The sequence below is a fragment of the Methylomonas sp. MK1 genome, assembly GCF_000365425.1.
GTDB lineage: Bacteria > Pseudomonadota > Gammaproteobacteria > Methylococcales > Methylomonadaceae > Methylomonas.
Genome location: NZ_AQOV01000001.1, coordinates 1,750,722 through 1,776,006 on the forward strand (window position 1 = coordinate 1,750,722; position 25,285 = coordinate 1,776,006).

Below are 25,285 nucleotides of genomic sequence, written 5' to 3' on the forward strand. Positions count from 1 at the left end.
GTGTCCTCATGACCAGTATTCATGTGTTTGACCCGGCCCTGTGTTGCAGCACTGGCGTTTGCGGCGTGGAAGTCGATCAGCAATTGGTGGGCTTTGCCGCCGATGTCGATTGGGCCAAACAAAACGGCGCCGACATTGAGCGCTTTAACCTGGCGCAAACCCCGTTGGCATTTGCCGAAAACACAGTGGTTAAAGCCTTTCTGGAACGCTCCGGATCCGACGCCTTGCCGTTGATTTTGGTCGATGGTGAAGTCGCCTTAGCCGGCCGCTACCCCAATCGCGCCGAATTGGCACGTTGGGCGGCAATTAGCGTAACGAAACAGCAAGCACCGTCGGGCTGTTGTAGCGGCAGCAGCTGTTGTTAACTTTTATTGATGATGCCGTGAACAGCGATTGCAAATTTCTCGAGCAAGCACCGCGTTTTCTATTTTTTACCGGCAAAGGCGGCGTAGGCAAAACCTCCATCGCTTGTGCCTCGGCGATGCAATTGGCGGATGCCGGCAGACAGGTGTTGTTGGTCAGTACCGATCCGGCCTCGAATGTCGGCCAGGTATTTGGCATAGCCATCGGCAATCGGATCACCGCCATTGAGGCCGTGCCCAACTTGGCGGCATTGGAAATCGATCCGCAAGCGGCCGCGCAAGCCTATCGCGACCGCATCGTCGGCCCGGTGCGCGGCGTGTTGCCGGACAGCATCGTCAAAGGCATAGAAGAACAACTGTCCGGGGCCTGTACCACGGAAATAGCAGCATTCGACGAATTTACCGCACTATTGACCGACTCGGCCTTGACTGCCGGCTACGATCACATCGTGTTCGACACCGCCCCGACCGGCCACACTATCCGCCTATTGCAATTACCCGGCGCCTGGAGCGGCTTTTTAGAGCAAGGCAAAGGCAACGCTTCTTGCTTAGGCCCCTTGGCCGGTTTGGAAAAACAGCGCAGCCAATACAAAGCCGCCGTCGACGCCTTGGCCGATCCGCAACGCAGTCGTTTGATCCTGGTCGCCCGCGCCCAACAATCGACCTTGCGCGAAGTGGCGCGCACCCATGAAGAATTAAACGCCATCGGTTTGTCGCAACAATTTTTGGCAATCAATGGCATCTTGCCGGAGAGCGCAACCGCACTAGACCCTCTAGCCAACGCCATCTACCAGCGCGAGCAACATGCTTTGGCCGATATGCCAGCAACGTTAAGAAGCCTACCGATGGACCGCATTGAACTAAAGCCCTTCAATCTGGTTGGACTGACGGCTCTCAGACAATTGCTTAGCGATGCCGCGCCGCTATCAATGCCTGACAATAATGTTATGGGGGCCATACCCACGCCTAATCTATCAACGTTGGTGGACGAGATTGCCGCCGATGGACATGGCTTGGTGATGCTGATGGGTAAAGGTGGCGTCGGCAAAACTACCATGGCCGCGGCCTTGGCGGTGGAACTGGCGCGGCGCGGTTTGCCGGTGCATCTCACTACGTCCGATCCCGCCGCCAATTTAACGGACACACTGAACGGCGCTTTGCCGGACCTGACAGTCAGCAAAATCGACCCGCACGCGGAAACCGAACGCTACCGCCAGCATGTGCTGGCCACGAAAGGCGCCAAATTGGACGAGGCAGGCCGGGCCTTGCTGGAAGAAGACTTGCGCTCACCGTGTACCGAAGAAATCGCCGTGTTTCAGGCTTTTTCCCGCATCATCCGCGAAGCCGGGAAGAAATTTGTAGTGATGGATACCGCGCCGACCGGCCACACCTTGCTGTTATTGGATGCCACCGGCGCTTACCATCGTGAAGTGGCGCGGCAAATGGGCGATTCCAAAACGCATTTCACCACGCCGATGATGCAATTGCAGGACCCGCGCCAAACCAAGGTGCTGATCGTCACCTTAGCGGAAACCACGCCGGTGTTGGAAGCAGCTCATTTGCAAGACGATTTACGCCGGGCCGGCATCGAGCCATGGGCCTGGGTGATTAACAATAGCGTGGCCGCTAGCACCGTGCATTCAGCGCTATTGCAGCAACGCGCCGCCAATGAATTACCGGAAATCGCTGCCGTCGCCAATCGGCATGCCAGCCGCTATGCGCTGGTGCCATTGTTGCAGGACGAGCCGACCGGCGTCGAACGCTTGCTGGCATTAGCCGGTGGCCATAGCAAATAAACACTAGTAAACAACGCTAACAAAACAGAACACCTTTACCCACTTTCACCCGGAGTAAACGCGATGAAGCGCCTGCATATCCATCTCGCCGTCGATGATCTGGCGAAAAACATCGACTTTTATAACGCATTGTTTCAAAGCGCGCCGACAGTCCGCGAAGCCGATTACGCCAAGTGGCTGCTGAACGATCCGCGCGTCAATTTTGCGATTTCCAGTCGCGGTCGTCAGCCCGGCCTGGATCATTTGGGGATACAGGTCGAGTCCGGTGCGGAACTGGAAGCAGTCCAGCAAAACCTGGCTGCCGCCGAGTTACCGGTCGCGGCGCAAAAACAAGCCAACTGCTGCTATGCCCAGTCCGACAAATACTGGACCGTCGATCCGCAAGGCATCGCCTGGGAGGCTTTCCATTCCTTGCAGACCATTCCCTTATTCGGCGACGATCAAGTCGTGCAACTCGCACCCGCCAGCAGTTGCTGTAAGCCATCATCAATCGATAGCGCGGAACAGTAAACAGCTGTCTTGGAGATTTCAATGAACACCCCACAATGCCCCAATGCCCGCTTATCCTTTCTGGACCGTTTTCTGACGCTATGGATTTTCATCGCCATGGCGCTTGGGGTAGGCATCGGTTTTCTGTTTCCGACCGAAGTAACCGATTTCAACGCGGCGGTTTCCGTCGGCACCACCAACATCCCGATTGCCATCGGCTTGATCGTGATGATGTATCCGCCGCTGGCCAAAGTCCGCTATGAAGAACTCGGCGATGTATTTCGCAACTGGCGTATATTGGCCGTGTCCTTGGTACAAAACTGGCTGCTCGGCCCGGTGTTGATGTTTTTATTGGCTATCGTGTTTCTGCGCGATTATCCCGACTACATGGTCGGCCTGATCTTGATAGGCCTGGCGCGTTGCATCGCGATGGTCATCGTCTGGAACGAACTCGCCAACGGCGATAACGACTATGCGGCCGGATTAGTGGCGTTTAACAGCGTATTTCAGGTGTTGTTTTACAGCGTGTATGCCTGGCTGTTCATCACCGTGTTGCCACCCTTGTTTGGCATGCAAGGCAGCCTGGTCGAAATCACCATAGTCGAAATCGCCAAAAGCGTATTCATCTATCTGGGTATTCCGTTTCTGGCCGGCTTTACCACACGTTTTCTATTGGTTAAAGCCAAAGGCAAAGATTGGTATCAGCAAACTTTCGTCCCCAAAATCAGCCCACTGACATTAATCGCGCTGTTATTTACCATCGTGGTGATGTTCTCGCTGAAAGGCGATTTGATCGTGCAATTACCTCTGGACGTGGTGCGCATTGCGATACCGCTTTTGATTTACTTTGTGGTGATGTTTTTGCTCAGTTTTTTAATGGGCAGAGCCATCGGCGCCGGCTACGGCAAAACCACCACGCTGGCATTTACCGCCGCCAGTAATAATTTTGAATTGGCTATTGCGGTGGCGGTAGCGGTGTTTGGCATTAACAGCGGTGCGGCGTTTGCCGCTGTAATAGGACCATTGATTGAAGTGCCGGTAATGATCGCCTTGGTCAATGTTGCCCTCTATTTCCGCAAGCACGGATTGATTCAAAATTGACATGCGTTTACCCAACGACTCTTTTACCTAACCTTACAAAGGAACACTCTCTCATGGCTGCCGATAAATCGAAAAACGACAGAAAGAAAATTGCGGTGGAAGAACCGACTTACGACCAACTGAAAAACTTTTCCCGCTTTAACGGGTTAAAGACCCGCACGGTGGTGGCGTCTATGGTGGATATCATGCTGCAAGACGAGGTTCTGAGCCGCCGCGTCGTCGAGCAGTGTCTTACCGCCGATGCCGAGCAAGCTAATTAGCGTACGCCATATCAAAGTCACCAACAATTTTAAGCTGCGTTGATTGAAATCAAAGCTATCAACATAAGCACACGCAATAATTCAACCCGGCATGTTCAATCGCACATGCCAACGCCGGTTTTCGACTCATCAGCGATTAAGTCAGGTGATTACAATGGACAATGACATTTTAATCGATCAAGCCCGGCAGCTTTATGCCGCATTACACGCCAGACAGACCAGCCTGCTCCCTCCCAACCACAGTGCATTGGAACGCCTGGAACGCTTGGTCTCCAATGCTTATGGGCGTTACCAGCGCCGCTTAAACCGTTGCGTGCTCTGTTATCAAACCCGCAAGCACGACTGTATCCGGGAGTCCGGTAAAAAACGTATTCCCTGCCAACGCCGCAAGCCCTTCGTCCCGATTGCCGCGTTTTGATCGGCAATATTTTGCTGTCCACACCCGGCTAATTTGTTTAGTATTGCGCCATGGATGACGGCGAATTTGCGCATCTTCCGCAGCGAGAACAATAGACATTGCGCTGCTGAGTTGTGTGTATTGACGCATAGAGAGACAAGGCAGGCACTTTCGCTTGGCAAGCGGAATGTATCGACTCCCACAACTAATCTTGTGGGGCGCTCTTCCAGGTAGACTGCCAGTGAACGATTTGAAAAATCTAGCGCCGATTTAAGAATGGTGTGTGGGGTGGCTCATGATTTTTCAATTGCAATGGGACACGACGATTCAACATAACTGCCCAGTAACTCGACGATGAATACTTTTATTGAGTCCGTACTGGCACAGGCGGACTATAAACCCGAAAGGCTCTTGCAGATGCTAAGGGCCGTGCAGGCTCAGTACCTGCATGTTCCCAAGGCGGCTATCGAACAATTGGCCTCGGCTCTGCATATCCCCCGCATCCAGATTATTGCCGTCGCGGAATTCTACAGTTTCCTGCACCTAACGCCGCAGGGCCGTTACGACATTCATATCAGCGATTCGATTACCGATAGAATGCTGGGTAAGGAAAAATTGTTGAATTACCTGGCGGAAAAACTGAAGGTCAAAGTCGGCCAAGTCAGGGCGGACGGTCTGGTCAGTCTTAACAACACCTCCTGCACCGGCATGTGCGACCAAGGCCCGGCCGGCTTGGTTAACGGTTATGCGTTGACGCGTCTGGATTATTCCCGAATCGATGTAATCGCCGAACTGGTCGAACAGCAAGCGCCATTGACTGATTGGCCGACCGAGTTCTTCGCGGTTGACGAGCCGATCCGCAAACCCGGCTTGCTGCTGAACCAGCCGTTCAATAACGGCGCGGCGCTGTCAGCCACTTTTGCCCGCGGCTTGGCGGAAACCCTGGCGGAAGTGGACTGTTCGAACCTGCGCGGCCGCGGCGGAGCTGGCTTTAAAACAGCCTTGAAATGGCGAACCTGTTCCGTCCAAGCAGCTACCCCACGCTACGTGATTTGTAACGCCGACGAAGGCGAACCGGGTACCTTTAAAGACCGGATGTTGCTCGATCTTTACGCAGACCAAGTGTTTGAAGGCATGACCCTGTGTGCGGCGATCATCGGCTCCGACCAGGGTTTATTGTATTTACGCGCTGAGTATTTATTTCTCTACGAGCAATTGCAGCGTGTGTTAAAGCGCCGCCGGGATAGCGGCTTGCTGGGTCGTAATATCCTTGGCCGGGACGGCTTTGATTTCGACATCGAAATCCGCATGGGCGCCGGCGCTTACATCTGCGGAGAGGCGTCCGCGCAAATCGAGTCATTGGAAGGCAAGCCCGGCATACCTCGGGTTAAACCGCCCAACTCGGTGATCTGCGGCTATCAACGCAAACCCACCGTGGTCGATAACGTCGAAACTTTTTTCGCGGCCACGCACATCGCCATTCAAGGTGGGCAATGGTTTGCCGAGGTGGGCACCGCACAATCCACCGGCAGCAAACTGCTCAGCATCAGCGGCGACTGCGCGCGGCCCGGCATTTACGAATACCCTTTCGGCACGACAATCGAGGATATTTTGCAGGACTGCGGCGCGGAGGATGTGATGGGTGTGCAAGTGGGCGGACCGTCCGGCACCTTTATTTCCAACCGGGAGCTGCAACGCCGCGTGGCCTTCGAAGACCTATCCACCGCCGGCTCGTTTATCGTGTTCAACAATAGCCGTAATATTTTCGACATCGTCCAGAACTTTACCGATTTCTTTGCCCATGAAAGCTGCGGCTTTTGCACGCCGTGCCGGGTCGGCACCTCGCTGTTAAAAAATCAGCTGCAGAAAATTGTTGAAGGCAACGGCGCCGCGGTCGATCTGGAAGAGCTCAGCGAGTTATGCCTGATCGTCAAAAACAACAGCCATTGCGGTCTAGGCGATTCCGCCGCCAATCCGATTTTAAGCACCCTGGCCAGTCATCCGGACCTGTATTTGAGTCAGTTGAAACAGAGCAGTTTTACACCGGGCTTTGATTTGGACGCTACCCTGGCGGTAGCCCGCCGCATGGCGCAGCGCGACGACGACGCGGCGCATTTATCGCAAGTGGAGAACTGACATGAGCGGCACCCTTTGCATTGACGGCATCACCGTGCCGTTCAGCGACGGCCAAACCATTATCGAAGCAGCGCGCAGCGCTGGCGTGTACATTCCTTATCTGTGCCACCGGCCGGGCTACGCTCCTTACGGCAGTTGCAAACTGTGTACGGTCAAAGTCAACGGTCGCACCAATACCGCCTGTACCTTGCCGGCTGCCGACGGCCAAACCGTCATCAGCAACAGCCCTGACCTGCAATACGACCGCCAGCGCATCACCCAGATGTTATTTGTGGAAGGCAACCATTTCTGTCCATCCTGCGAGAAGTCCGGCAATTGCCAGTTGCAGGCCGTGGCCTACCATCAGAACATGCTGGATAACCACTACCCGCATTTTTATGCGCAGCGGGAACTGGACGCCTCACACCCGGATATCTTGATCGACCACGACCGCTGCATTTTCTGCAATCTATGCGTGCGCGCCAGCAAGGAAAAAGACGGCAAAGAGGTATTCGGCATCGCCGGGCGCGGCATCAACAAACGCCTAATCGTCAACTCCCCCAGCGGCAAGCTGAAAGACAGCGATATTAGCGTCAACGACGAGGCCGCCCATGTCTGCCCGACCGGCGCGATCCTGGTCAAACGCAGCGCGTACCTGGCGCCGATCGGCGAACGCATTTACGACCAGCATCCCATCAGCGAGGTCGCCTGCGAAAAAGCAGCTATCAAGGCCGGCGAGGCACGCGGCTATGGCAGTTGCGACCCGACGAGGCTACCTAGTCCTTCGCAGCAAAATGGCGGACCCGATTCCCATTATGCCGCCACCATGCCGCCCGCTCCGGACATCAAACATGGCCGCTAAGATTAAAATCGCCACCACGTCCTTGGCCGGCTGCTTCGGCTGCCATATGTCGTTTCTGGATATTGACGAGCGCTTGCTGAAATTGGCGGATGTAGTCGAATTCGACCGCTCGCCGCTGACCGACATCGAGCACTGCGGCCCGTGCGACATTGGCTTGATCGAAGGCGGCGTTTGCAATTCCGAAAACGTGCATGTGCTGCGCGAGTTTCGCGCTAACTGCAAAATTCTGGTCGCAGTCGGCGCTTGTGCCATCAACGGCGGCCTGCCGGCGCTGCGCAACTTTTTTAAGCTGGAAGATTGTCTGCTGGAAGCCTACCAAGACGGCATAGGTGTGGACAATCCGCAGATACCCAACGATCCGGAATTGCCTTTATTGCTGGATAAGGTGCGGCCGGTCCACGAAATCGTCAAAATCGATTACTTTATGCCCGGTTGCCCGCCGTCCGCCGATGTGTTCTGGAGCTACCTCAGCGCATTGATCGAAGGCCGCGACCCGACTTTACCTTATGAATTAGTCCATTACGACTAGTAGGGAACCGCTGTGTACGAACACCTTGAAACCGCCGATCCGGCCTTAGTCGCAGCCGGCAAGTTAAAACGGGTCGCTGTCGATCCGGTCTCCCGTGTCGAAGGCCACGGCAAAGTAACCCTGCTGCTGGATGAAGACAATAAAGTCCAGCAAGCCCGTTTGCACATCGTCGAATTTCGCGGCTTCGAAAAATTCATCCAGGGCCGCCCTTACTGGGAACTGCCGGTGATGGTGCAGCGCTTGTGCGGCATCTGCCCGGTCAGCCACCATCTGGCGGCTGCCAAGGCCATCGACCAATTGGTCGGCGTCGATCCCGCTAACTTGCCACCGGCAGCGGATAAATTACGCCGCTTGCTGCATTTCGGTCAGGTCTTGCAATCGCATGCTTTGCATTTTTTCCACCTCTCCAGCCCGGATTTGCTGTTTGGTTTTGAAAGTGAGATCGGCAAGCGTAACGTGATGGCAGTGCTGGCCGATTATCCGGATATTGGTCTGCAAGGCGTAAAACTGCGCAAATACGGCCAGGAAGTGATTCGCATGGTGTCCGGCAAGCGTATCCACGGCACCGGCGCGATTGCCGGCGGTATGAACAAAGCCTTAACGAAAGAAGAGCGCGACTATTTAAAGCAAGACATCGCGCAAATCGTGATTTGGGCGCAAGCGGCTTTGCAACTGGTCACCAAAGTCCACACCTCCCACCTTCCCTACTACGACAACTTCGCCACCATCCGCAGCAAATACCTGAGCCTAACCAAGCCTAACGGCGCACTGGAACTTTATCACGGCGGGATTCGGGTGAAAGACGAGCAGGGCGAAACCCTGGTCGACCATTACGATTATTGCGATTACCCGGAGCTGATCCGCGAAGAAGTGCGCTCCTGGACCTACATGAAATTCCCCTACCTGACTTCGCTGGGTAAAGCCGAAGGCTGGTATCGGGTGGGACCGCTGGCACGCGTCAACAATTGCGATTTTATCGACACGCCGCAGGCGGAAGCCGCCCGTGTGGAATTCAAACGACACAGCGGCGAAGCCATGGTGCATAGCACCCTGGCCTTCCACTGGACCCGGATGATCGAATTGCTGCATTGTGCCGAAAGCATACAAAGCTTGCTGGACGATCCGGATTTGCTGAGTAACGATCTGGTGGCCAAGGGCGAAAAGCGCCAAGAAGGCATTGGTGTAATCGAAGCGCCGCGCGGCACACTATTTCATCATTATCAAATCGACGAAAACGACATCGTCACGAAAGCCAACCTGATCGTCTCTACTACCAGCAATAACACCGCAATGAACGAATCTGTGCGGCAAGTGGCAGCGGAATATCTGTCCGGCCGGGAATTAACCGAACCTTTGCTGAATAACCTGGAAGTGGCGATCCGCGCCTACGATCCGTGTTTGTCTTGCGCTACGCACGCGGTCGGCAAGATGCCCTTGCAGTTGGAACTGGTCGATGCCGACGGCAAGTTGGTGGATAAACTGATTCGGCATAGCAGCGGCGAATTTATTCACGGTAGCGAATGACCAAACCCATTCTGGTGTTCGGTTACGGCAACCCCAGCCGTGGCGACGATGCCGTTGGCCCCTTGCTACTGGACTATTTAGCCGACCATCTCGACTTGAGCACTATCGAGCTGCTTAGCGACTTTCAGTTACAAATCGAACACGCGCTGGATTTGCAAGACCGCGAGCTGGTGGTGTTTATCGATGCTGCGGTAAATTGCCCGAACAGCTTTGCGTTTACTCCGTTAAGCCCGGCCCAAGACCACACCTACACCAGCCATGCGCTAAGCCCGGCCGCGTTGCTAGCGGTCTATCAATCGGTCAGCAAGCAACCGCTTGCTCCTTGCTATTTGTTAAGCATCCAGGCCGAAGCCTTCGAACTGGGCACCGGGTTAAGCGAACGCTGTGCGGCCAATTTAGCAAAAGCTTGTCGATTTTTGGAAGAGATTCTGAAACCAACGCATTTCCGTGGCAATTAAACCGAAAAGTAAAATAGCCCCAAGATGTAAAAACTAAAATTTCTTTTTAACCAAAGGTACACAGTGTTTTAGCGCCTGGATGAAGTGCCAGGCAGATGAGTTCCCTCAGTTGGATGGCTCTCAGACTTTAACCCATCATCGATTAAAGGAATATCCGTTACTTGCGAGTTACCCCGCATCGCCGCTAATAAATCTGCGGGCAGTTTTTCGGCATCGGACGCACGGTAGGCTCGGCTGGCACAATTGGCGTTGAACTGGTTGCTTTCAAGGCTCAACGCGTTCACCTTACCGTTATAATCTTCCGATTGTGAATTGTATTGGGAAATCACGTCTCGATTTTGTTCTAGGCGACGGTTGAAATCGGCGACTTTTTGCCGGCTACCCACATCGACTTTCGAACGTTCCACTTCCAGCTCTTCGACTTGCCGTGCAATGTCAGCTTTTTTGGTGATCAATTGTTTACTGATTACTTTCAATTGCGCCGACTCCTGGTTCATCGCGACCAAGCGCTTACCACACGCAGTCAATTCCTCCATGGTCATCGGCTTCAATCCGAACGCGGAACCCGCAGCTTGTCGACCACCAACACCGGGCATCATCACCAAATCGGCATCCGGCTTTTCTGTTGCCGTGGGAGACGGTTTGGGCGTGTTTTGACAACCGACCAACATCAAGCCAGCCAAAGCCAAACAATGCGTTACGGGGGATTTAGGTATCACTTGATTTCTCCGATTCACGATTTTTATGGATACACCGAAAATAAAGCCGCTTGGGCAGATTCAATTTAACCGAATAGCGCATCAGTCGAATAAGGGGTACGCTTTTTGTGTCCAAGCGGAATAAGATCCACTGCCTAAACCGCCAGGTAAATTGAGTTTCAAAAACCGCATGGATTGGCAATTTACCCTTAGCCACTTTGAATCGGCCTGGGAACGGGGCCAAGCCGATCAATTAAGCATTTAGGAGCATCTCCATGATATTTTCTGCCTGATTTTCTGGAAAACCCAAGGCGATAATGTATTGGCGGAACACCGCTTTTTTGTTCCTGCCTAATTTACCTTCCGCCGAAATCACGGTCGCAATCCCGGTTAGTAAAATATTCCTTTGTTGATCGTTGAGATTACCAGCGACCGCCTTAATATAAGCGATCAATAACTTTCTTGATAATTTCCCTGAAGACACTGCATCTGAGTTAAGCGTAGCGAGCGAACTATCGTGAAACCCCAGTCTTTGCATAATAGCTAGTATCGCCTGAGGTTTATTTGCATCAAAATTCCGATCCATCCGCGCAACATCAACTAACACCTCGCGCAATAGCAGCACAAAATTACCATTTAACACTTTATCGACTTTAGCGACGACACGACGTTGCTGCTTATCGGACACAAAAGTCACCAAGGCGCCAATTAGAACCAAACCAGCCAAGATAGCCAGAGCCCAAAGCCACTCGCCGCCGACAGTTTCATCCACTGGCACCTCCAGCGGCGGCATGGGGTTTGGAAGCACGCCAAACTTCTGCAATGTTTGAATGGTAGTGTCGTCTAAAGCCCAATATTGGCTAGAATTTTTTTTATAGATTGCATAGCCGATTACTTCTGTGCCGGTCCGAACAACCAGACAGTGATCCTGTAAATGAATACCAAATTGATGCTCACTTGAAGTCCATTCGACCGGCATACCCGTTTGTTTGACTTGCTGATCCGAGACTTTTAATTCACCCAAATCGTAAAAATGATCAGTCGTACCAAAACAAACGCTAACACTTCCTCTTCTGGCTTCAGCCGAAGCACTGGTGACTAACAACAAAAGAAAGCACAACTTCATCAGAAGCGGCACATATGAGTCATTTCGGGTTAATTGATCCATAGTAAATCGTGAGTCCAAGATGAAAGGCTGATAGCCCGCAAAATACTTAGAAAAAGTTAAGGCGATAACGCTACTATTTTTCTACGGCGACCGAAAACCAAACTAACACCGGAAATAAAAACCATTGCAGCGCCCGGCAACGGTACGGGTTGAATGTAACTTCGAGACAAATCGAAACCGGCTTTTGAAACAAAACCGACCTGATTGCCTTGTTCATCCGTTGCATCCATACCAACCCAATACAGCGAGTGGCCGGCATCCAACGTGATCCAGGCAATATTGTCTTCCAGAGTGGAGTCGATTACGCACGCCGGATCGTACATGACACAACCGGGATTTTTGCTGGCGTCGGCTTTGGCAGACACATCCAAACCGACGCGAATCCGAAATTCTTCGTCGTACCCCATCGTGAAGGCAAACGTTATTGGGTCAGCGTTTAGGTAAGCGCCTTTTGCGTTCGGACTTAAAACACCATCGCCGTTTTCAACTATCGAAACAGCTTGGGTACCGGTAAACGGTACATTGATAGCGGGCGCCACTGATTCATAAGTATCGGCGATCTCGAATTCAAAATCCGCAGCGCCCGTATAGCCCACATCCGGATCTTTTCGTTCCAAAGCCACCCTTAAGGACAAAAACGAGTTGATTGAACAACAACTGCCATTGGAGCCGGCGATACCGGACAAACCATAGTCCAGAGCCGATTCCACAACCACCTTGCCTCTAACAGTTACTCTATCGCCAATGCCCCCACCCCCTCTGATCAACACTCCGCCTCCGACAATTTCCACCATCGCGCTGGCATCGGCTGCTTGAAGTCCGGTATTGATCGCCGTTGCACTCGCCATGGCTTTTGCCGAACCGGGTCCGGCTATCGCCAAGGCATCGGCCCAAGCCGTCGCCCCGCTAATCGCATGCGCTTCGGTACATTCTTCCCCACCGAAACAACTGATGTTCCGCGACGAATCGGAACCGGCAGTTGCTGTTGCCGATGTAGCAGCAAAAGCGTTGTCTAGCCCAAACAACAAAGCGGCCACAAGTAAAAGTTTGTCGTATTTTATAAAGTTCATTGTTTTGCTCTCCATGAAAAGTCCGCTGTTAAATTAATTTATACATTGGTGTGGCTTTTTAGCCTTGGCGAATTACCTATCGGCGAGTCCATTGCCTTACTGCCTTGTTAGCAGATTGGTGAAAAACCATATTTTTCTAGAGCCTAAGCTCCAGCTTAGGCGCTATGGGCTCGGAAGCTATTGCTTCTCAAGCAAACGACTAAAAGCTCGAGCTTTCAAGACCTTGCTCCCAAACTGGAGTTTGGGAGCAAGGCAATATTTTTGGACACAGAAATATCAAGATAAAAATCATTGAGCATTAGTTTTCTGGCATTTCAATGCAAACTCCTTAAAAGCATTCATAAAGTCCGGTAAAGTATTTTCGCTAGCGAATAAGAGAGTACGTCAAAATCGGATTTGGGCCCTTTCAGTAATCCTTCCGTTGAGTGTCTCCACCTAACGTAGTTATTTCAATCTAGGGCAGCGCCAAATACCGCTTTGGATTCGTTTCGGCGATTTGTCTGAACAAGTCTTCTCCTAATGTGGCGCGTAGCGACATGGTCAAGCGGCGTTCCGGAAATTTTTCCTGTTCGACCATGTAAAAATCCGAACCGAACAGCATCTGCGTTTTTACCCGCTCGTCTTGCAGCAACACTTTCAAAATCTGCGCGTTTTCTTCAATATGGAAGATGGTGTAGGAAATATCGGCATAGAAGTTGGGATACTGGCCGGAGCATATAATGTCCAGAATTTTCGAAAGCCAGCTCATCTCGGATTTTGGCGCACTGCCATCCCAAGGCTGGTCAAGATACTGTTGCCAATCCTGGTCGCCGCCCGCATGCCCCATGCAGATTTTCAGGTTAGGGAATCGATCCATGATTTCCCGGTAATTATCGGGATCGGAAAACTTTGCAGCTTCGGTAGCCGACAGTTTTTTATTTCTCACTCCACCCCGCGAGCAATGCGTCATTACCGGTAGATTGTTCGCCTGTGCATATTCGTAAATCGGAACTAGGCCATGATCATTAGGCATGTAACCTAGCGGCGGATACAACTTAATTCCCTTGAATCCCTTGTTTTCCACCCAACTTTTCAAGCTTTCGAAAACACCCGGACGGCGCGGATCGACGGCAGCAAAAGGAATGATTTGCTGCGGATACTTTTGCACCAGGCGGGCCAACTCGTCGTGTTGACCGTCGATTTCGACCGGCACTTTTCCTGCTCCCATATACGCCATATCCATCGGCAGCACGACAAATCGCGTATCCAGGGGATAATAAGCTCTGACTACCTCGAATACCTCTCGCTGCGATTTGTTGGTGGAAATGCGGACGAAATTGGCATAACGCTCAAATAAATCGCGATTGGAAAATGGGTTCAAATTGACCAGCAAGAAGCGTAGTGGCGTTTGCAAATAGGGTTGCTTCATCAGTTTCGCCAATCCCAAGGGGAGGAAGTTTTCCGGCACATGATCGACGGTGAAGATGTGCATGTGGCAGTTGTGGATATGCATGGTTTACCTCATAAACAGAAAGTCTTTCTCGAAAGCCATCTTGGCTCTAACAGAAAAGCTATTTAGCCAATGTCTTGATAGCCCACACAAAGGCAACAAAACAGAGGATCCAAAGCGTTACTGGGCCTGCCGGACCACTAAAATCCAAACCAAACGCTTTGAAAGCAAGCTTTTCTGTTTCCTTGGAATCAGAGGCCAATTCAAGCATTGAAACAATGCCAAATGATGCAATAGCAGAACACGGTAGGCCAAAACATAAATAGGGTGCTTTCTCCCATCCAGTCTTGATCTGCGGCCACATACCGTAATGATATATACCAACAATTAAGCCGCCATATACTAAAACACCTAACATAAGAATTGTGACTGCCAGCACCTTGAGAATCGACAACATTATTTCCCCCTTGTATTTAAACCTACGAATTATTGATGATCCTATCGCTTAAAAGCCGTAGCGTTTCGCATTTAAAAAACCAATCATCCAGCGTATTTTCTGCGTTTCAAGCTAAGCAAGCCGATCAAGCCCGTGCTCATCAGCCAGACTGCTGCAGGTACTGGTACAGCATTAACTTGTCCGGGGGCGACTGCCCATGCATAGTAAGGCATCACCTTTAGATCAACTGACTGCTCGCCAGAGCTGGTCGCGAAATGCCACCCAACATTGGGATCAGATGCGTGTTCCATATTGGACCAGTATCCAAGGGTTTGTACCTTGGTAAAGGGTCCAACAGAACCTGAAGTTTCGAACGAACCATCGCCTAATATGCCATAGTCATTGCCGTTGGTCCCCGGATAAGGCAAGGCGCCAAGTTCGTTATAGTACAACTGGCCCAATTCACTGCCGATTTGGTTGATTCCAAAATCTGGATTGCTGCCGGCACTCGGCAAGCGCCATTGGTTGCTGCCGCCGTAATTGATACTATTCAAATAAAAGGTAAAGGCTTTGGCACCGAACCAGCTGACAGCGCCGATTCCTGAAAAGTCTGAGGCCGTTACAATGTGATACCCACTGTAGTCAGGTGTGTCGAAACCGTTGGGCGTATCGTAGATGATAGGGCTTGCCGCGATAATGGCGTTGACCGTATTGCTAAAGCCCGTGCTACTTAGCAACGTGCCCAACAGATTGGCATCTTTCGTCCAGGTCACGTTACTAACGCTGCTGTAAACCAGATCAACGCCGTTGGCATTGTAAGAATTCAATGTCGCATTGGCGTTAAACGTAGCGGCGCTCAATGCCAAGGCAAGGGTGACTAGCGGTTGCTTAAAACTCATTTCCTTACTCCGTGTTTTATTTGAAAAGTGAAAAATTCAGGGTTAAAGAGGCATTTCGTTGCGAGTTTTGGACTCCTTCATGAACAAAACACCGCGCTAATCGGGCTGGATTCCAAGGTTTCGAATTAGTAAAACCGACCTTCGGTGTCTTTGTTAACCCGCTTGCCCACGCCATTTCAGGCCAAGCAAACCGATCAGACCGGTGCCCATCAGCCACATCGCTCCAGGTAGGGGGACGGCGGCCACTTGTCCGGAGCTGACTGCCCATGCGTAAGACTGATAGTCCTTACCGTCGTAGCCCTGGACACCAACGGTGGTAAAAAAGTCCCAAGCGCGACCATCGGGCGTATACTCAGTGCCCAACCAGTACGCAAAAGTATGGACATTACTAAATGGGCCAACGGAACCGGTAGTGTCGCTAAATGTACTGCTCCCCAGAATACCGTAATTGCTTTGCGGACCTTCGCCACTGGTGTTGACGTAGGCTGTTTTACCCAACTCTGCGTAATACAGTTGGGCCAGCTCGCTGCTAGCAGGGTTGACGTTGTAGCCAAAATCAGTGCCGCTAATGCCATATTGCGGACCGGCCGCACCGGTGTCGGTCCAATTTGGCAAGCGCCATTGATTGCTGCCGCCGTAGTTGATGCTGTTCAGGTAAGTTACGTAGGCTTTGGCACCAAACCAATTGACTCTGCCGGTTGTGGTGTTGAAGTCGCTGGCGGACAGGGTGTGATAGCCACTATTCGCTGGAGTATCCCAATAATTTGGTGAATCGTTGATCTTCCCTTCCGGCACCGAGGCAATAACCGCATTTAAAAAAGCTGAGGTGCCACCGGCATATCCATCAGCCAGGGTTTTGAACAAATTGCCGTCGGCCGTCCAGGTAACGTTACCCAGGCTACTGTAAACCAACTCAACGCCATTCGGGCTATATGCAGTCAACGCCGCTTCCGCCGTCGCCATATTCAAGCCCAACGCCATGCCCGCCATCCAAGCTACTTTTCCTACCGATTTCATTTTTCCTCCAATTGTCATCAAGATTTCATAATTCTGTTGCACGCTCGAGAAGCTAAAATTAGCCATGTCAAGCTAAATTTTCATGGCCTAGTGTGATTCAGTGCGCAAATGTTTGTCATCATGCATTTGCATGAAAAACGAAAATTTTTTCTTTGGATTTGGATAGCCAAAATGGCGGACGATGAAAAACTATCGCAGTTGATTGGAGTGCTTTACGAGACGGTGATGGCGCCAGAACGTATGACTGAAACTTTGGAATATTGCTCTGATTACATCGGCGCCAATGGCGCGCATTTATTGATAACCGATAAGGCTACCGGCAGGATACGCAAAGAATTTTATGGCGGCAGTTATATCGATAGTCAGGATTTTACTGCCTGGGTCAATGGCTATCTACTTGAAGACCCGCGCATGACATCGGGAATGATGGCTAATATCGGTGTTAATGAGTGGCGATTTTGCCACACATTCCTGGATGATGGCTTCGTGGCACGTAATCCGCTTTACCAGGAATTTTTAATTCCAATCGGCGTGCGTTATACGTTAGGCGGCTTAGTCGACGAAACGACTGACAGCAAGATCATGTTAGGCTTTTTTCGAGCGCAGGAACAATCGCCTTTCGGCATTCAAGAGCAAGCAGCCGCAAAGCGCATTAGCCCCCATCTGCAACGGGCACTCAGGCTAAATTCACACACGCAACACCTGCAAGCCAAAGCCGAACTGGGGGTGACTGCCATTGAGGCCCTGGCATGGCCTTTACTGATTGTCGATGGCGATGCTTGCATCCTGCACTTGAACACGCGAGCGGAACAACTTTTGACGGCGCATTTTGGCGGCTTGTCGTGCCGGTTTGGCCGCTTGCACTGCTTTGATCCCAGCGCCGCTGACGAATTGGCGGCTTTAGTCCGCCAAGCAACAAAACATCCGGCTCTCGGCGGCGGCATGTGTTTGCATGCCTTGCCGGGCGCCCGAATTTTGGTGGCACCGCTGCCAGCAGCAAGCCAATGGATCAAGGATTGGCAGAGGCCGTTGGCCTTGGTGCTGATTGCCGAGAATTCCGAGATGCTGAGCGGTTCCAAGCCGTTTGATCTGGATTTTGGCGATTGGTCCAAACTTGGCGTGGCTAAATGCGATCCGGTTGCCGGCTTTGCCAAAACGTATCAGTTGACGGGGCGAGAAACGGAAGTATTGCAAGGCTTGACCGACGGCCTATCGCCCAAGCAAATCGCGGAGCGTGACGACGTCAGCCGCAACACCGTGCGCACCCAGCTAAGCAGCTTGATGCAGAAAACCCATTGCCACAGTCAAAAGGATTTGATTCGGCTATTTTTGATTTCCAATAAGCTTGGATGACCGGCCGTCAGATATCTAACGGCTTTGGCTACTTGCCGATGCCTACAGACACAAATCCTGACTGGGTGGACATTGTTCCCGGCCTTTAATATCGTCGCTCCCGCTCAGGCGGGAGCCCAGTTTCTAAGCTAGATTCCCGCTTTCGCGGGAATGACCGCCCTGGGGGATTTGAGGGTTGGCTTAATCAACCCTCGCCCACCCGAGCTATGGTAAATAACTTACGCCAGTTTCCGGCCTCTTCTCCGCAAACCATTTACGCCCATGCCCAACAACGCAGTGCCGAACAACGGAAAAGCCGCTGGCAGCGGCACGGCCTTTACTTCGAAGGCCAGGAACTGGGTAAATTGGGTAGCGGAAAAGTTATTGTCCGAGGCCAGGATCAAGGTTGGATTGCCGTTGAAGGTTTCACCCCAGGTAATGGCTTCGATATTGTCCAAAGCCAAAGCTGTGCCGTCGCTGTTGGTCAGGGTGCTTAAATCTAGCAACAACTCCTTAGTCATGCTGGTGTAGACCGGCGCGTTGTCAAGATCGTCAACACCTATCAGGTTGCTGGCGTTGCTTAAACTGGTCAGGTACAGACGGATGTTGTTGCCGGTGCCGGGAATTCCCGCCGAAAACGAGCGTTCGACGGCAATAAAACTATCGCTCAAGCCCGGTATGTTCAGTAACTCGACTAAACCGTTGGTGGCAAAATTGGTGACTGGGTTTGGTACATCCACCACAGCGTCGGTCGTATAGACGTATTCACCAACCGCACTGCCAGTTGCGCGGTCAAACGCCAATACTCTGCTCTCGGAGCCGTTCAGAACGGTCGCCGGCAAGGCATCGTCTTGGGCCAACGAGTTTTCGGTAGCGGTGTACAACGTTTTACCATCGTTAGAAAAAGTCAGACTTTCAAACGCCAGGTTGTTGCGGATACCGGTATCGCCTGCATTCAGCGCGCTGACACTGCCACTGGGATTGTAGTAACTTGGCACGGCGAAATCCCGCACATAACTGCCGTTCAGATTCATTTCCCGGACGGTGGGGTTTTGAAAACCTGCTGTCGCCCGCTGACCCTCGTTGGTCCAGAACAAACTACCGTTATGCAAACGCATGGATTCAGGATCGACGGTGTTGGTCGCAAATGTGCTGCCGCTCGGCGTCAAAATATTTGTGACACCATTAAATGTCACGCCGGCCGCCCCCGGCGCCGAATTCTTGTTGAACTGAGCCAGGTTCAGGCCCAAGTCGTAGTATCTAGCTGGGTTTAAAGCCGAGCGATCATCGCTGATCGCCAAATATCTGCCATTGGCGCTGTCGTAATCGATCCCCGACAAACCGCCCACTGTGGTGCCGTTGAACACGGTGCCGCTGGCGACGATGTTTTGACCAATATAGTCCAAGGAAAAAGGTGCGGCTTGAGCAGTGTTGCCGAGCAGCGCTGCCAGAACGGCGGATAGGGTATAGCGAAGTTTCATATTGTTTCTCCGGATTAAATTAAGTTGGCTATTGATCTAAAAATTTCTCAATCGGCTGGCTGAGGAGGACTCCGATTCCGTTTAGTTAAGGCGCTTGCCCTTTTTAATGGGACCGGAGGATTTATTTATAAAATCTCCCCTGGCCCCTCTTTTTCAAAGAGGGGAAAGAACTGCGCAAACGTTTAACGAATAGACATACCCAGCCAACCGTCTAACTAGGCTTTTTTGCGCTTGCCGAACACCAAGCCCAGCAACGCACTACCAAACAACCAGGCCGCGCCTGGAACCGGTACCGGCTGCACGGGGGTCGGTGTAATTCTGAATTGGCTGACGATTTGCGGCGTGCGGCTGACGATGCCGGTCAAATCGTTGGCAATATCGCCCACGTTGTAGGCTGGAATGCCATAGGTGGTGACCAGCAACTGCTGAGTGACCTGATCGATTTCAAACTCGGTCCAGCCAAAGGTGTGCGTGGCGACGTAATCGCCTTGCAGCAATTCGGCTTGGATTTTGCCATCGGCGCTAGCCAGATTGGCATCCAAGCCCAGCGGGTCGTAACCCAGCGGCGTCAAAGCGCCATTGGTTACCGACTTGATGAAACTGTCTTTGGCGGCGATGCTGGGCAACGCGTCGTAGAAGGCTTTTTGTTGCGGAGTCAGTAAACCTACCGCAGCCGCCAGTTGCGCAACCGTTGGGCCAAACGGCGCGTCATAGGCTACGGAACCGGTGGTGATTTCGAAGGCATTGGTGGCTTTTTGCTCGCTAAAAGGCGTGACTTGGTAGGTCAGGTTATTCACCAAGGTGCCGTGGATGTCGGCGGACAGGAACACGACGTTATCGATTTTGTTGTCATCGATAAATTTCAATATCTCGGTACGTTCGGCGGCATACCCTTCAAAGCGGTCGCCGGCGCCAACCACCCCCAAGTTTTGCATCGGTTCCGGTACGGCGATGAATTTCCAGGTGACGTCATTTTGCTCCGCTGACAACAGGTCGGCTTTCAGATCGGCGACTTGCTGCTTGCCCAGCATAGTCCGGCTCGGGTCAAACGCATTTGCCAAAAAGCCGCCAACCGAAGCTTGACTTAACGGGTTCGCATCGGCCAATTCCTTGTCGCGGAACGAGCGCGCATCCAACACCATCAAGGCAGCATCATTGCCGAAAGTTTGGTTGCGGTACAACTTTACTTCGCCGGCAGTGCGAGCGTCGCCGGTGGCACCGTAAGTCTCGTTGCGAAGCGGATTGTATTCCTGAAAAGCCTGGATACCGTTATTGTACAAGGTACTGTCATTGATCAAGGTGCCGGCCGGATCGGCATTGAAACGCGCGTCGGTCGCTACGTCAGCGCCGCCGGCGAAGTCGTTAGTCACTTCGTGGTCGTCTATCGTCGCGAACACGGCGGTGGATTGGCGCAGATCGGCCAAGCCGTTCATGCCACCCTTGGCGCTGTATACTTCGGCATGCTTGTTACGATAGTCGGCCAGGGATTGGGCTTGTTGTTGACCGCCGTTGGCGTTGGAGGCCACGTCACCGTAAATGGTATCGCCCATCGCCACGAAAAAATCCAGGTTACGCTGACTAGCGTTTTTCACGGCTGGATAAGGCAGCAGTTCGCCGCGCCAATCGCCGGATACACCAAAACGCAGACCAGTAGTGTTTCCCAATGCCGCAGCGGTTTTAAACTGGCCGCTGGCGACCGCTCCAACACTATCAGTAGCGCGGTAGTAATAGGTGGTATCGGCGGACAATCCCGAGACATCCCATTTGACCGGCGCCAACGGGTCACTCACCGTTCTAAAACTGGAACCGATGACCTGGGTGAAAGCACTATCGGTCGCGTACTGAAAATTTAAATCGCCGATGGTATCGGACCGGCCCCACAGCACGGCGGAAGTTTGGCTGACATCGCCGGCAGCCACACCGTTAGGCAAGGCCGCTTGAGCTTTACCGCCCAGAACGACCAGCGTCGCGACGACGGTTAATCGAACTACTTTGAATTTCATGATGGTCTCCAAGGATTTAAGACAAAAAAACGTGACAGAGTTGGCAACTCCGGAGTCTAAAACCGCTCGGTGACAATTTGATGAATGGCGCAACCCTTCAAAAAGCCCGAGTGTGCTTTTATAACGACCCAAAATAGTCTGAGGACGCAATTGTGCTTATCTTTCAGTTGAATAGATTTCTGTAAAAACGGTATATACGGTTTATACTGTTAACCTCCCTCACCCGATAGGAAACCGTGATGAACACCAAGAAATCGAAGTCGGATAATAAAGCCAGTCAATCTACGCCGACAGCAGCCATTATTGAAGGATCAACAATAAATCCCGAACCCGAACTGATCGCCGAAACCATCGGTAGCGAAGAAAAACCTTTGACTAAAAAAAGCAAACCTCAAAAAACCAAAGTCATTCGAGATAGTTTTTCCTTCCCGGAACACGATTATCGGAAAATTTCGGAACTGAAAAAAACCTGCCTAGCGGCTGGAATTCATGTGAAGAAAAGTGAAATTCTCCGGGCTGGCTTGTATTTATTGACGCAGGCCAATCCCGACGAACTCAAAAAAGCCATAGAGAACGTCGAGAAAGTACCTACTGGACGGCCAAGTTCCTCGACCGATTAACAACCGGATTTTAGGAACTTACCGCCCACCTTGTCGATAGCAGCGCAGAAAGTGCCGATGCATATATACCAAGCACTTTTTGACCCAAGCTAACATTTAAGGAGCGATGTTTTTCTTAACAATGTGCTCTTCAAAAGAAAACACATTGGGATCGTGTCTATCGATATTAGCTTTCACCCAATGCGAATTAGGGTTGCCGAAGGTTTCGACACGGGTAAAGTTTTGCAGTCTTGGCGCGCTGGATTCCCAGGGCATGATGAACGGGAATTCACTGTCTTTAACTTCAGACGGCAATTTCGACGGCAACGGTTTGTCGATGCGGAAATAGTGACTGTCGCCATTGACCAGCACCACCGGCTTACCGAAAGCTTTGGTTTCGGCTGCCAAGGCCACGATGAAATCTTCATAGCCGGTCAGATTGGCGGCGGGAATAAAGTCCCACATATTAGCCTGCACAAACAACATCACGCCGGCGGCATGCTGTTCGGCGGCCAAGGCGAAAGAGTCTTGCAACCATTGCAGATTGGCGGCGTTACGTTGCGCATACTCTTGCTCGGCGGTCGCTTTAAAGTCGGCACGCGTGCTCAGACCGTTGTTGCTGCCAGGCACGTGTAGACCCACAAACAAAACGCCGCCATAGTTCCAGCGGATATTTTCCGGAAATTCGGCGCTTTGGCGTTCCAGCGGCAATTGTTTTTGCCCCATGCTGCGCTGATCGTTGGGGGAGAACAGGCTGCGCAGATAGCTTAAGCGCTCGAACGGGTTGTAACTGCCGGCAGCGGCTCTATGGCAATCCGTCCATTCGTTATCGCCGAACACGTAGAAAAACGGGTGTTTCGAATCGTTAAATTGCTTCACGCGCAATTGGTACAAATCGTCCTTACAAGGCACGCTGCCGCCTTTGAAATCGCCGTCATGCACCGTAAAGGCGATCTTGGCGTGATCCAGATCGGCCATCAAATTCACAAACTCGGGTTCTTGGGCCGGGGAATACGGCAGGTCGCCGATCAAGGCGATGGAAAATTTATCGGCATGCGGCGCTTCCCGGCGCTCATGGCGATTATCCGCATCCGCCATAACACAATTCGTAGTACCGAAAATCAGCACACAGCAGCCGAGTGCTTTAATAGTCTTCATCACTTACTCCAGAAACTTGTTTGTTATTGACCATCGCCACCTTAGCCAGGTGACTGCGACGGCTTATCGGGTAGCATCGGAGCAACATGACTCGCGCTACCCCAGCCAAGTTTATAAAGAGCGTGTGTAAGTATCGTGACAGCAGGTAAGGCCAAAAACTTGGGTTAACCCAGTTTGGCAAATTCGGCTTGTAACGTGGCCAGAAAGCTCTCACGGGCGACTTGGGCAATGCCGATTTGATGCTGAAGCCGTTGAATTTCGGCATCCACGATTTGCAAATTGGTGATTTGCGCTTTAGCGATCTCGCTAAGGCTGTCGATAGGGTGAGTTTTATCGCCTATCGTTAAAGTGGGGACTGTTGGGGTTTCGGTGGTCATATCAATTTGTGTTAATTACGCTTAAAAGAGCTTCTTTTTTAGGCAGCAATACCAATAAGTTCGCATAACCAGCGATTTATCTCTTGGGCTCTCTAAACTTTTAGGGGTCCCCATATCAATAAAGCTTTAACTTAAAGTTTTGTCTTCCAAAAGAAGCGGTGATGCTTAATCATGGAGGCAATTTTACCCGGCAATTGTTACAGTTTTTTAACAACAGCAACCAGCCTCACTACATAACTTCAGATCAGATAATGCGTTATTTTCCTTGCCGAATTAGATCCTGATCCGCAAGCTTGTAGGGACCAAAATACAGTACCTAACTCGAATAAATCAGACCAAGCGTTCGCTTAAAAAACAGACGCATCAACGCCCGTCGTTACCAATATTTTTTCAAAGGCCTTCGTTGAAATAATCAAGACACATTCTTCTCCTAGTATGTTCGCGCGGCATGGTGACGAATTAGCCGTAATCAAGCTGGGTTTGATACTAGGAGATTTAGATGCGTTTTCCTTCACTATTGTTATTCGACTTGGGCGGAGTATTGATAGAAAGCTCCATGTTCGAGCATTTGAATCGATTGCTGCCCAAGCCTCTCGAAAACTCAGCACTTAAGACGCGCTGGTTACATTCGCCAGCGGTCCAGCAATTTGAGCGCGGCGAAAGCACACCCGAGGAGTTTGCGGAGAGATTCATCGCCGAATGGGGACTACGGGTTACGCCACGGATATTTCTGAAAAAGTTTGCATCCTGGCCCCGGCAGTTTTTTCCAGGCGCGCGAAAAACCCTTAGCGATTTACGTACAAACTACAGGGTGGGCTGTCTAAGCAACTCGAATCCGCTGCATTGGCAACACTTTGGTGTGCTTGAGGACGATTTTGACATCACCTTGTTTTCGCATTTGCTCGGCGCTATCAAGCCCGATCCCGAGATCTTTGCATTGGCCTTAAGCCAGTGTGAGGTTGAGCCTTCTGAAGTCTATTTTTTCGATGATTGTTCCGCCAATGTCCAAAGCGCGCAAAACCTTGGCATCACGGCCTTTCATGTCGATGGCTTCGAATCGCTCCAAGACGTGTTAAATGTTCAGGGTTTAATGCCTTAGAGTCTGTTGGGTACGCCTTGAATTGACACCTTCCATACCGGCATAAGCAAACCATCTCGCGGTATAAGACCTGTTAATTGACATCTTTAAAAATGTCTTCCTCTGCATAGAAACGATTTTCAGTGATCACATCGGCAGAAATCTTCTTGGCAATTAAATCGTGTACATCCGCAGCAATCCGCTCGATAATTTCCAAGGTTTCACCTTGTTGTAAAGACTTCAGCAAGGCATTGCCCCAGATTGATACATGCCGGGTATTTATAACTCGGGTATCGTTATTTTTTGCCCATTCGCGAGAAATAGATAATCCCAAATCATCCATTTTTTCTTTCACTTCGCCTGCCAAAACCGGGTCTTTAATTCTCAGCAATAAATCTTGTTTAATATTATTCCAGCCACTGGGGTAAAGCTCCCACCCCTGATAAAAGCGTTTCACCCAGGTTAAGTATTGATCCAGTGTTTGACTATTAGTATTTACTACGTCCCGCTGGTATTCATTAAAAAAATAAGCATACCTGGGTAAATCATCCGGCCAAATCGGGTCTTTTGCCGTTAAGGTTCCGCAAGCCGGCAAGACCATAATCATTAAAATAGCCAAAAACCGTATTTTCATATGAATTACTCAG

The 25,285-nt window shown here is 51.4% G+C and carries 26 protein-coding genes; 14 read left to right on the top strand and 12 right to left on the bottom strand.

Translation table 11 applies throughout. The annotated features are described in order from the left end of the window. Positions 1-8 precede the first annotated feature (8 nt). The 11 genes from arsD (at position 9) to G006_RS0108245 (ending at position 9,893) form a co-directional block, all read left to right on the top strand. The gene (arsD, locus tag G006_RS0108195; RefSeq protein WP_020482695.1) at positions 9-365 is read left to right on the top strand and encodes an arsenite efflux transporter metallochaperone ArsD; all 357 of its coding nucleotides are present in this window, start codon (positions 9-11) and stop codon (positions 363-365) included. Beyond that, positions 359-2,158 carry an arsenical pump-driving ATPase gene (gene arsA / locus G006_RS0108200; RefSeq protein WP_020482696.1) on the top strand — a complete coding sequence of 600 codons (1,800 nt, stop codon included), beginning with the start codon at positions 359-361 and terminating at the stop codon, positions 2,156-2,158. Before arsD ends, arsA begins: the two co-directional genes overlap by 7 nt. A gap of 63 nt (positions 2,159-2,221) precedes the next feature. After that, a complete protein-coding gene (locus tag G006_RS0108205; RefSeq protein WP_020482697.1) occupies positions 2,222-2,668 on the top strand; it encodes an ArsI/CadI family heavy metal resistance metalloenzyme in 447 nt (148 codons plus the stop codon). Between the two features lie 21 nt (positions 2,669-2,689). After that, complete coding sequence (arsB, locus tag G006_RS0108210) at positions 2,690-3,748, top strand: ACR3 family arsenite efflux transporter (protein ID WP_020482698.1); 1,059 nt, start codon at positions 2,690-2,692, stop codon at positions 3,746-3,748. A gap of 53 nt (positions 3,749-3,801) precedes the next feature. After that, positions 3,802-4,008 (top strand): hypothetical protein, encoded by a 207-nt coding sequence (locus G006_RS0108215; RefSeq protein WP_020482699.1) that lies wholly within the window; start codon positions 3,802-3,804, stop codon positions 4,006-4,008. Positions 4,009-4,162: 154 nt separating this feature from the next. Continuing rightward, positions 4,163-4,426 carry a hypothetical protein gene (locus tag G006_RS0108220; RefSeq protein ID WP_020482700.1) on the top strand — a complete coding sequence of 88 codons (264 nt, stop codon included), beginning with the start codon at positions 4,163-4,165 and terminating at the stop codon, positions 4,424-4,426. A gap of 333 nt (positions 4,427-4,759) precedes the next feature. Then, positions 4,760-6,541 (top strand): NAD(P)H-dependent oxidoreductase subunit E, encoded by a 1,782-nt coding sequence (locus G006_RS0108225; RefSeq protein ID WP_026146927.1) that lies wholly within the window; start codon positions 4,760-4,762, stop codon positions 6,539-6,541. Between the two features lies 1 nt (position 6,542). Then, a complete protein-coding gene (locus G006_RS0108230) occupies positions 6,543-7,382 on the top strand; it encodes a 2Fe-2S iron-sulfur cluster-binding protein (protein WP_020482702.1) in 840 nt (279 codons plus the stop codon). Further along, positions 7,372-7,911 carry an NADP oxidoreductase gene (locus tag G006_RS0108235; RefSeq protein WP_020482703.1) on the top strand — a complete coding sequence of 180 codons (540 nt, stop codon included), beginning with the start codon at positions 7,372-7,374 and terminating at the stop codon, positions 7,909-7,911. Before G006_RS0108230 ends, G006_RS0108235 begins: the two co-directional genes overlap by 11 nt. A gap of 12 nt (positions 7,912-7,923) precedes the next feature. Continuing rightward, a complete protein-coding gene (locus G006_RS0108240) occupies positions 7,924-9,435 on the top strand; it encodes a Ni/Fe hydrogenase subunit alpha (RefSeq protein ID WP_020482704.1) in 1,512 nt (503 codons plus the stop codon). Next, complete coding sequence (locus G006_RS0108245) at positions 9,432-9,893, top strand: hydrogenase maturation protease (protein ID WP_020482705.1); 462 nt, start codon at positions 9,432-9,434, stop codon at positions 9,891-9,893. The genes G006_RS0108240 and G006_RS0108245 overlap by 4 nt, the downstream gene beginning before the upstream one ends. Before the next feature lie 68 nt (positions 9,894-9,961). On the opposite strand, the gene G006_RS0108250 is transcribed toward G006_RS0108245, so the two are convergent. The 7 genes from G006_RS0108250 to G006_RS0108280 all read right to left on the bottom strand — a co-directional run bounded on the left by G006_RS0108250 (position 9,962) and on the right by G006_RS0108280 (position 16,610). Next, positions 9,962-10,612, bottom strand: a complete 651-nt coding sequence (locus G006_RS0108250; protein WP_020482706.1) for a hypothetical protein — start codon at positions 10,610-10,612, stop codon at positions 9,962-9,964. 232 nt (positions 10,613-10,844) lie between these two features. Then, positions 10,845-11,759: a tellurite resistance TerB family protein gene (locus G006_RS0108255; protein WP_033193916.1), complete on the bottom strand. Its 915-nt coding sequence runs from the start codon at positions 11,757-11,759 to the stop codon at positions 10,845-10,847. A gap of 56 nt (positions 11,760-11,815) precedes the next feature. After that, the gene (locus tag G006_RS0108260; protein ID WP_020482708.1) at positions 11,816-12,829 is read right to left on the bottom strand and encodes a hypothetical protein; all 1,014 of its coding nucleotides are present in this window, start codon (positions 12,827-12,829) and stop codon (positions 11,816-11,818) included. A gap of 454 nt (positions 12,830-13,283) precedes the next feature. After that, positions 13,284-14,321: an amidohydrolase family protein gene (locus tag G006_RS0108265; RefSeq protein ID WP_081607903.1), complete on the bottom strand. Its 1,038-nt coding sequence runs from the start codon at positions 14,319-14,321 to the stop codon at positions 13,284-13,286. A gap of 58 nt (positions 14,322-14,379) precedes the next feature. Continuing rightward, positions 14,380-14,715 (bottom strand): hypothetical protein, encoded by a 336-nt coding sequence (locus tag G006_RS0108270; RefSeq protein ID WP_020482710.1) that lies wholly within the window; start codon positions 14,713-14,715, stop codon positions 14,380-14,382. Between the two features lie 83 nt (positions 14,716-14,798). Then, complete coding sequence (locus G006_RS0108275; RefSeq protein WP_020482711.1) at positions 14,799-15,593, bottom strand: PEP-CTERM sorting domain-containing protein; 795 nt, start codon at positions 15,591-15,593, stop codon at positions 14,799-14,801. A gap of 153 nt (positions 15,594-15,746) precedes the next feature. After that, positions 15,747-16,610 carry a DUF1566 domain-containing protein gene (locus G006_RS0108280; protein WP_020482712.1) on the bottom strand — a complete coding sequence of 288 codons (864 nt, stop codon included), beginning with the start codon at positions 16,608-16,610 and terminating at the stop codon, positions 15,747-15,749. Between the two features lie 171 nt (positions 16,611-16,781). Here G006_RS0108280 and G006_RS0108285 point away from each other — a divergent pair, with 171 nt between their 5' ends. Further along, a complete protein-coding gene (locus G006_RS0108285) occupies positions 16,782-17,963 on the top strand; it encodes a helix-turn-helix transcriptional regulator (RefSeq protein WP_160167667.1) in 1,182 nt (393 codons plus the stop codon). Between the two features lie 218 nt (positions 17,964-18,181). Here the strand turns inward: G006_RS0108285 and G006_RS0108290 are convergent, their stop codons facing one another. After that, positions 18,182-19,423: an esterase-like activity of phytase family protein gene (locus G006_RS0108290; RefSeq protein ID WP_020482714.1), complete on the bottom strand. Its 1,242-nt coding sequence runs from the start codon at positions 19,421-19,423 to the stop codon at positions 18,182-18,184. Between the two features lie 215 nt (positions 19,424-19,638). After that, positions 19,639-21,426, bottom strand: coding sequence for an alkaline phosphatase D family protein (locus G006_RS0108295; RefSeq protein WP_020482715.1), 1,788 nt, complete (start codon positions 21,424-21,426; stop codon positions 19,639-19,641). A gap of 239 nt (positions 21,427-21,665) precedes the next feature. Between G006_RS0108295 and G006_RS25220 the strand changes: the two genes are divergently transcribed. Beyond that, positions 21,666-22,046, top strand: a complete 381-nt coding sequence (locus G006_RS25220) for a hypothetical protein (RefSeq protein WP_020482716.1) — start codon at positions 21,666-21,668, stop codon at positions 22,044-22,046. Positions 22,047-22,142: 96 nt separating this feature from the next. On the opposite strand, the gene G006_RS25225 is transcribed toward G006_RS25220, so the two are convergent. Then, on the bottom strand, positions 22,143-23,183 hold the full coding sequence (locus G006_RS25225) for a hypothetical protein (RefSeq protein WP_020482717.1): 1,041 nt from the start codon (positions 23,181-23,183) through the stop codon (positions 22,143-22,145). A gap of 164 nt (positions 23,184-23,347) precedes the next feature. Further along, positions 23,348-23,560, bottom strand: a complete 213-nt coding sequence (locus G006_RS0108310) for a DUF6447 family protein (protein ID WP_020482718.1) — start codon at positions 23,558-23,560, stop codon at positions 23,348-23,350. A 499-nt stretch (positions 23,561-24,059) separates the two neighbouring features. On the opposite strand from G006_RS0108310, the gene G006_RS25230 reads away from it, so the two are divergent. After that, positions 24,060-24,659 (top strand): HAD family hydrolase, encoded by a 600-nt coding sequence (locus G006_RS25230; protein ID WP_020482719.1) that lies wholly within the window; start codon positions 24,060-24,062, stop codon positions 24,657-24,659. Positions 24,660-24,732: 73 nt separating this feature from the next. Here G006_RS25230 and G006_RS0108320 read toward each other — a convergent pair whose 3' ends face one another. Then, on the bottom strand, positions 24,733-25,272 hold the full coding sequence (locus G006_RS0108320; RefSeq protein WP_020482720.1) for a hypothetical protein: 540 nt from the start codon (positions 25,270-25,272) through the stop codon (positions 24,733-24,735). Positions 25,273-25,285: the final 13 nt, after the last annotated feature.

What these genes read in the sequence shown, in the direction of transcription:
- G006_RS25225 (WP_020482717.1), bottom strand. Translation starts at nt 23,183, where the DNA reads ATGAAGACTATTAAAGCACTCGGCTGCTGTGTGCTGATTTTCGGTACT.
- G006_RS0108205 (WP_020482697.1), top strand. Translation starts at nt 2,222, where the DNA reads ATGAAGCGCCTGCATATCCATCTCGCCGTCGATGATCTGGCGAAAAAC.
- G006_RS0108230 (WP_020482702.1), top strand. Translation starts at nt 6,543, where the DNA reads ATGAGCGGCACCCTTTGCATTGACGGCATCACCGTGCCGTTCAGCGAC.
- G006_RS0108255 (WP_033193916.1), bottom strand. Translation starts at nt 11,759, where the DNA reads ATGGATCAATTAACCCGAAATGACTCATATGTGCCGCTTCTGATGAAG.
- G006_RS0108280 (WP_020482712.1), bottom strand. Translation starts at nt 16,610, where the DNA reads ATGAAATCGGTAGGAAAAGTAGCTTGGATGGCGGGCATGGCGTTGGGC.
- G006_RS0108320 (WP_020482720.1), bottom strand. Translation starts at nt 25,272, where the DNA reads ATGAAAATACGGTTTTTGGCTATTTTAATGATTATGGTCTTGCCGGCT.
- G006_RS0108295 (WP_020482715.1), bottom strand. Translation starts at nt 21,426, where the DNA reads ATGAAATTCAAAGTAGTTCGATTAACCGTCGTCGCGACGCTGGTCGTT.
- G006_RS0108260 (WP_020482708.1), bottom strand. Translation starts at nt 12,829, where the DNA reads ATGAACTTTATAAAATACGACAAACTTTTACTTGTGGCCGCTTTGTTG.
- G006_RS0108245 (WP_020482705.1), top strand. Translation starts at nt 9,432, where the DNA reads ATGACCAAACCCATTCTGGTGTTCGGTTACGGCAACCCCAGCCGTGGC.
- G006_RS0108235 (WP_020482703.1), top strand. Translation starts at nt 7,372, where the DNA reads ATGGCCGCTAAGATTAAAATCGCCACCACGTCCTTGGCCGGCTGCTTC.
- G006_RS0108265 (WP_081607903.1), bottom strand. Translation starts at nt 14,321, where the DNA reads ATGCATATCCACAACTGCCACATGCACATCTTCACCGTCGATCATGTG.
- G006_RS25230 (WP_020482719.1), top strand. Translation starts at nt 24,060, where the DNA reads ATGCGTTTTCCTTCACTATTGTTATTCGACTTGGGCGGAGTATTGATA.
- G006_RS0108270 (WP_020482710.1), bottom strand. Translation starts at nt 14,715, where the DNA reads ATGTTGTCGATTCTCAAGGTGCTGGCAGTCACAATTCTTATGTTAGGT.
- arsD (WP_020482695.1), top strand. Translation starts at nt 9, where the DNA reads ATGACCAGTATTCATGTGTTTGACCCGGCCCTGTGTTGCAGCACTGGC.
- G006_RS0108285 (WP_160167667.1), top strand. Translation starts at nt 16,782, where the DNA reads ATGGCGGACGATGAAAAACTATCGCAGTTGATTGGAGTGCTTTACGAG.
- G006_RS0108225 (WP_026146927.1), top strand. Translation starts at nt 4,760, where the DNA reads ATGAATACTTTTATTGAGTCCGTACTGGCACAGGCGGACTATAAACCC.
- G006_RS0108215 (WP_020482699.1), top strand. Translation starts at nt 3,802, where the DNA reads ATGGCTGCCGATAAATCGAAAAACGACAGAAAGAAAATTGCGGTGGAA.
- G006_RS0108310 (WP_020482718.1), bottom strand. Translation starts at nt 23,560, where the DNA reads ATGACCACCGAAACCCCAACAGTCCCCACTTTAACGATAGGCGATAAA.
- G006_RS0108275 (WP_020482711.1), bottom strand. Translation starts at nt 15,593, where the DNA reads ATGAGTTTTAAGCAACCGCTAGTCACCCTTGCCTTGGCATTGAGCGCC.
- G006_RS25220 (WP_020482716.1), top strand. Translation starts at nt 21,666, where the DNA reads ATGAACACCAAGAAATCGAAGTCGGATAATAAAGCCAGTCAATCTACG.
- G006_RS0108290 (WP_020482714.1), bottom strand. Translation starts at nt 19,423, where the DNA reads ATGAAACTTCGCTATACCCTATCCGCCGTTCTGGCAGCGCTGCTCGGC.
- arsB (WP_020482698.1), top strand. Translation starts at nt 2,690, where the DNA reads ATGAACACCCCACAATGCCCCAATGCCCGCTTATCCTTTCTGGACCGT.
- G006_RS0108220 (WP_020482700.1), top strand. Translation starts at nt 4,163, where the DNA reads ATGGACAATGACATTTTAATCGATCAAGCCCGGCAGCTTTATGCCGCA.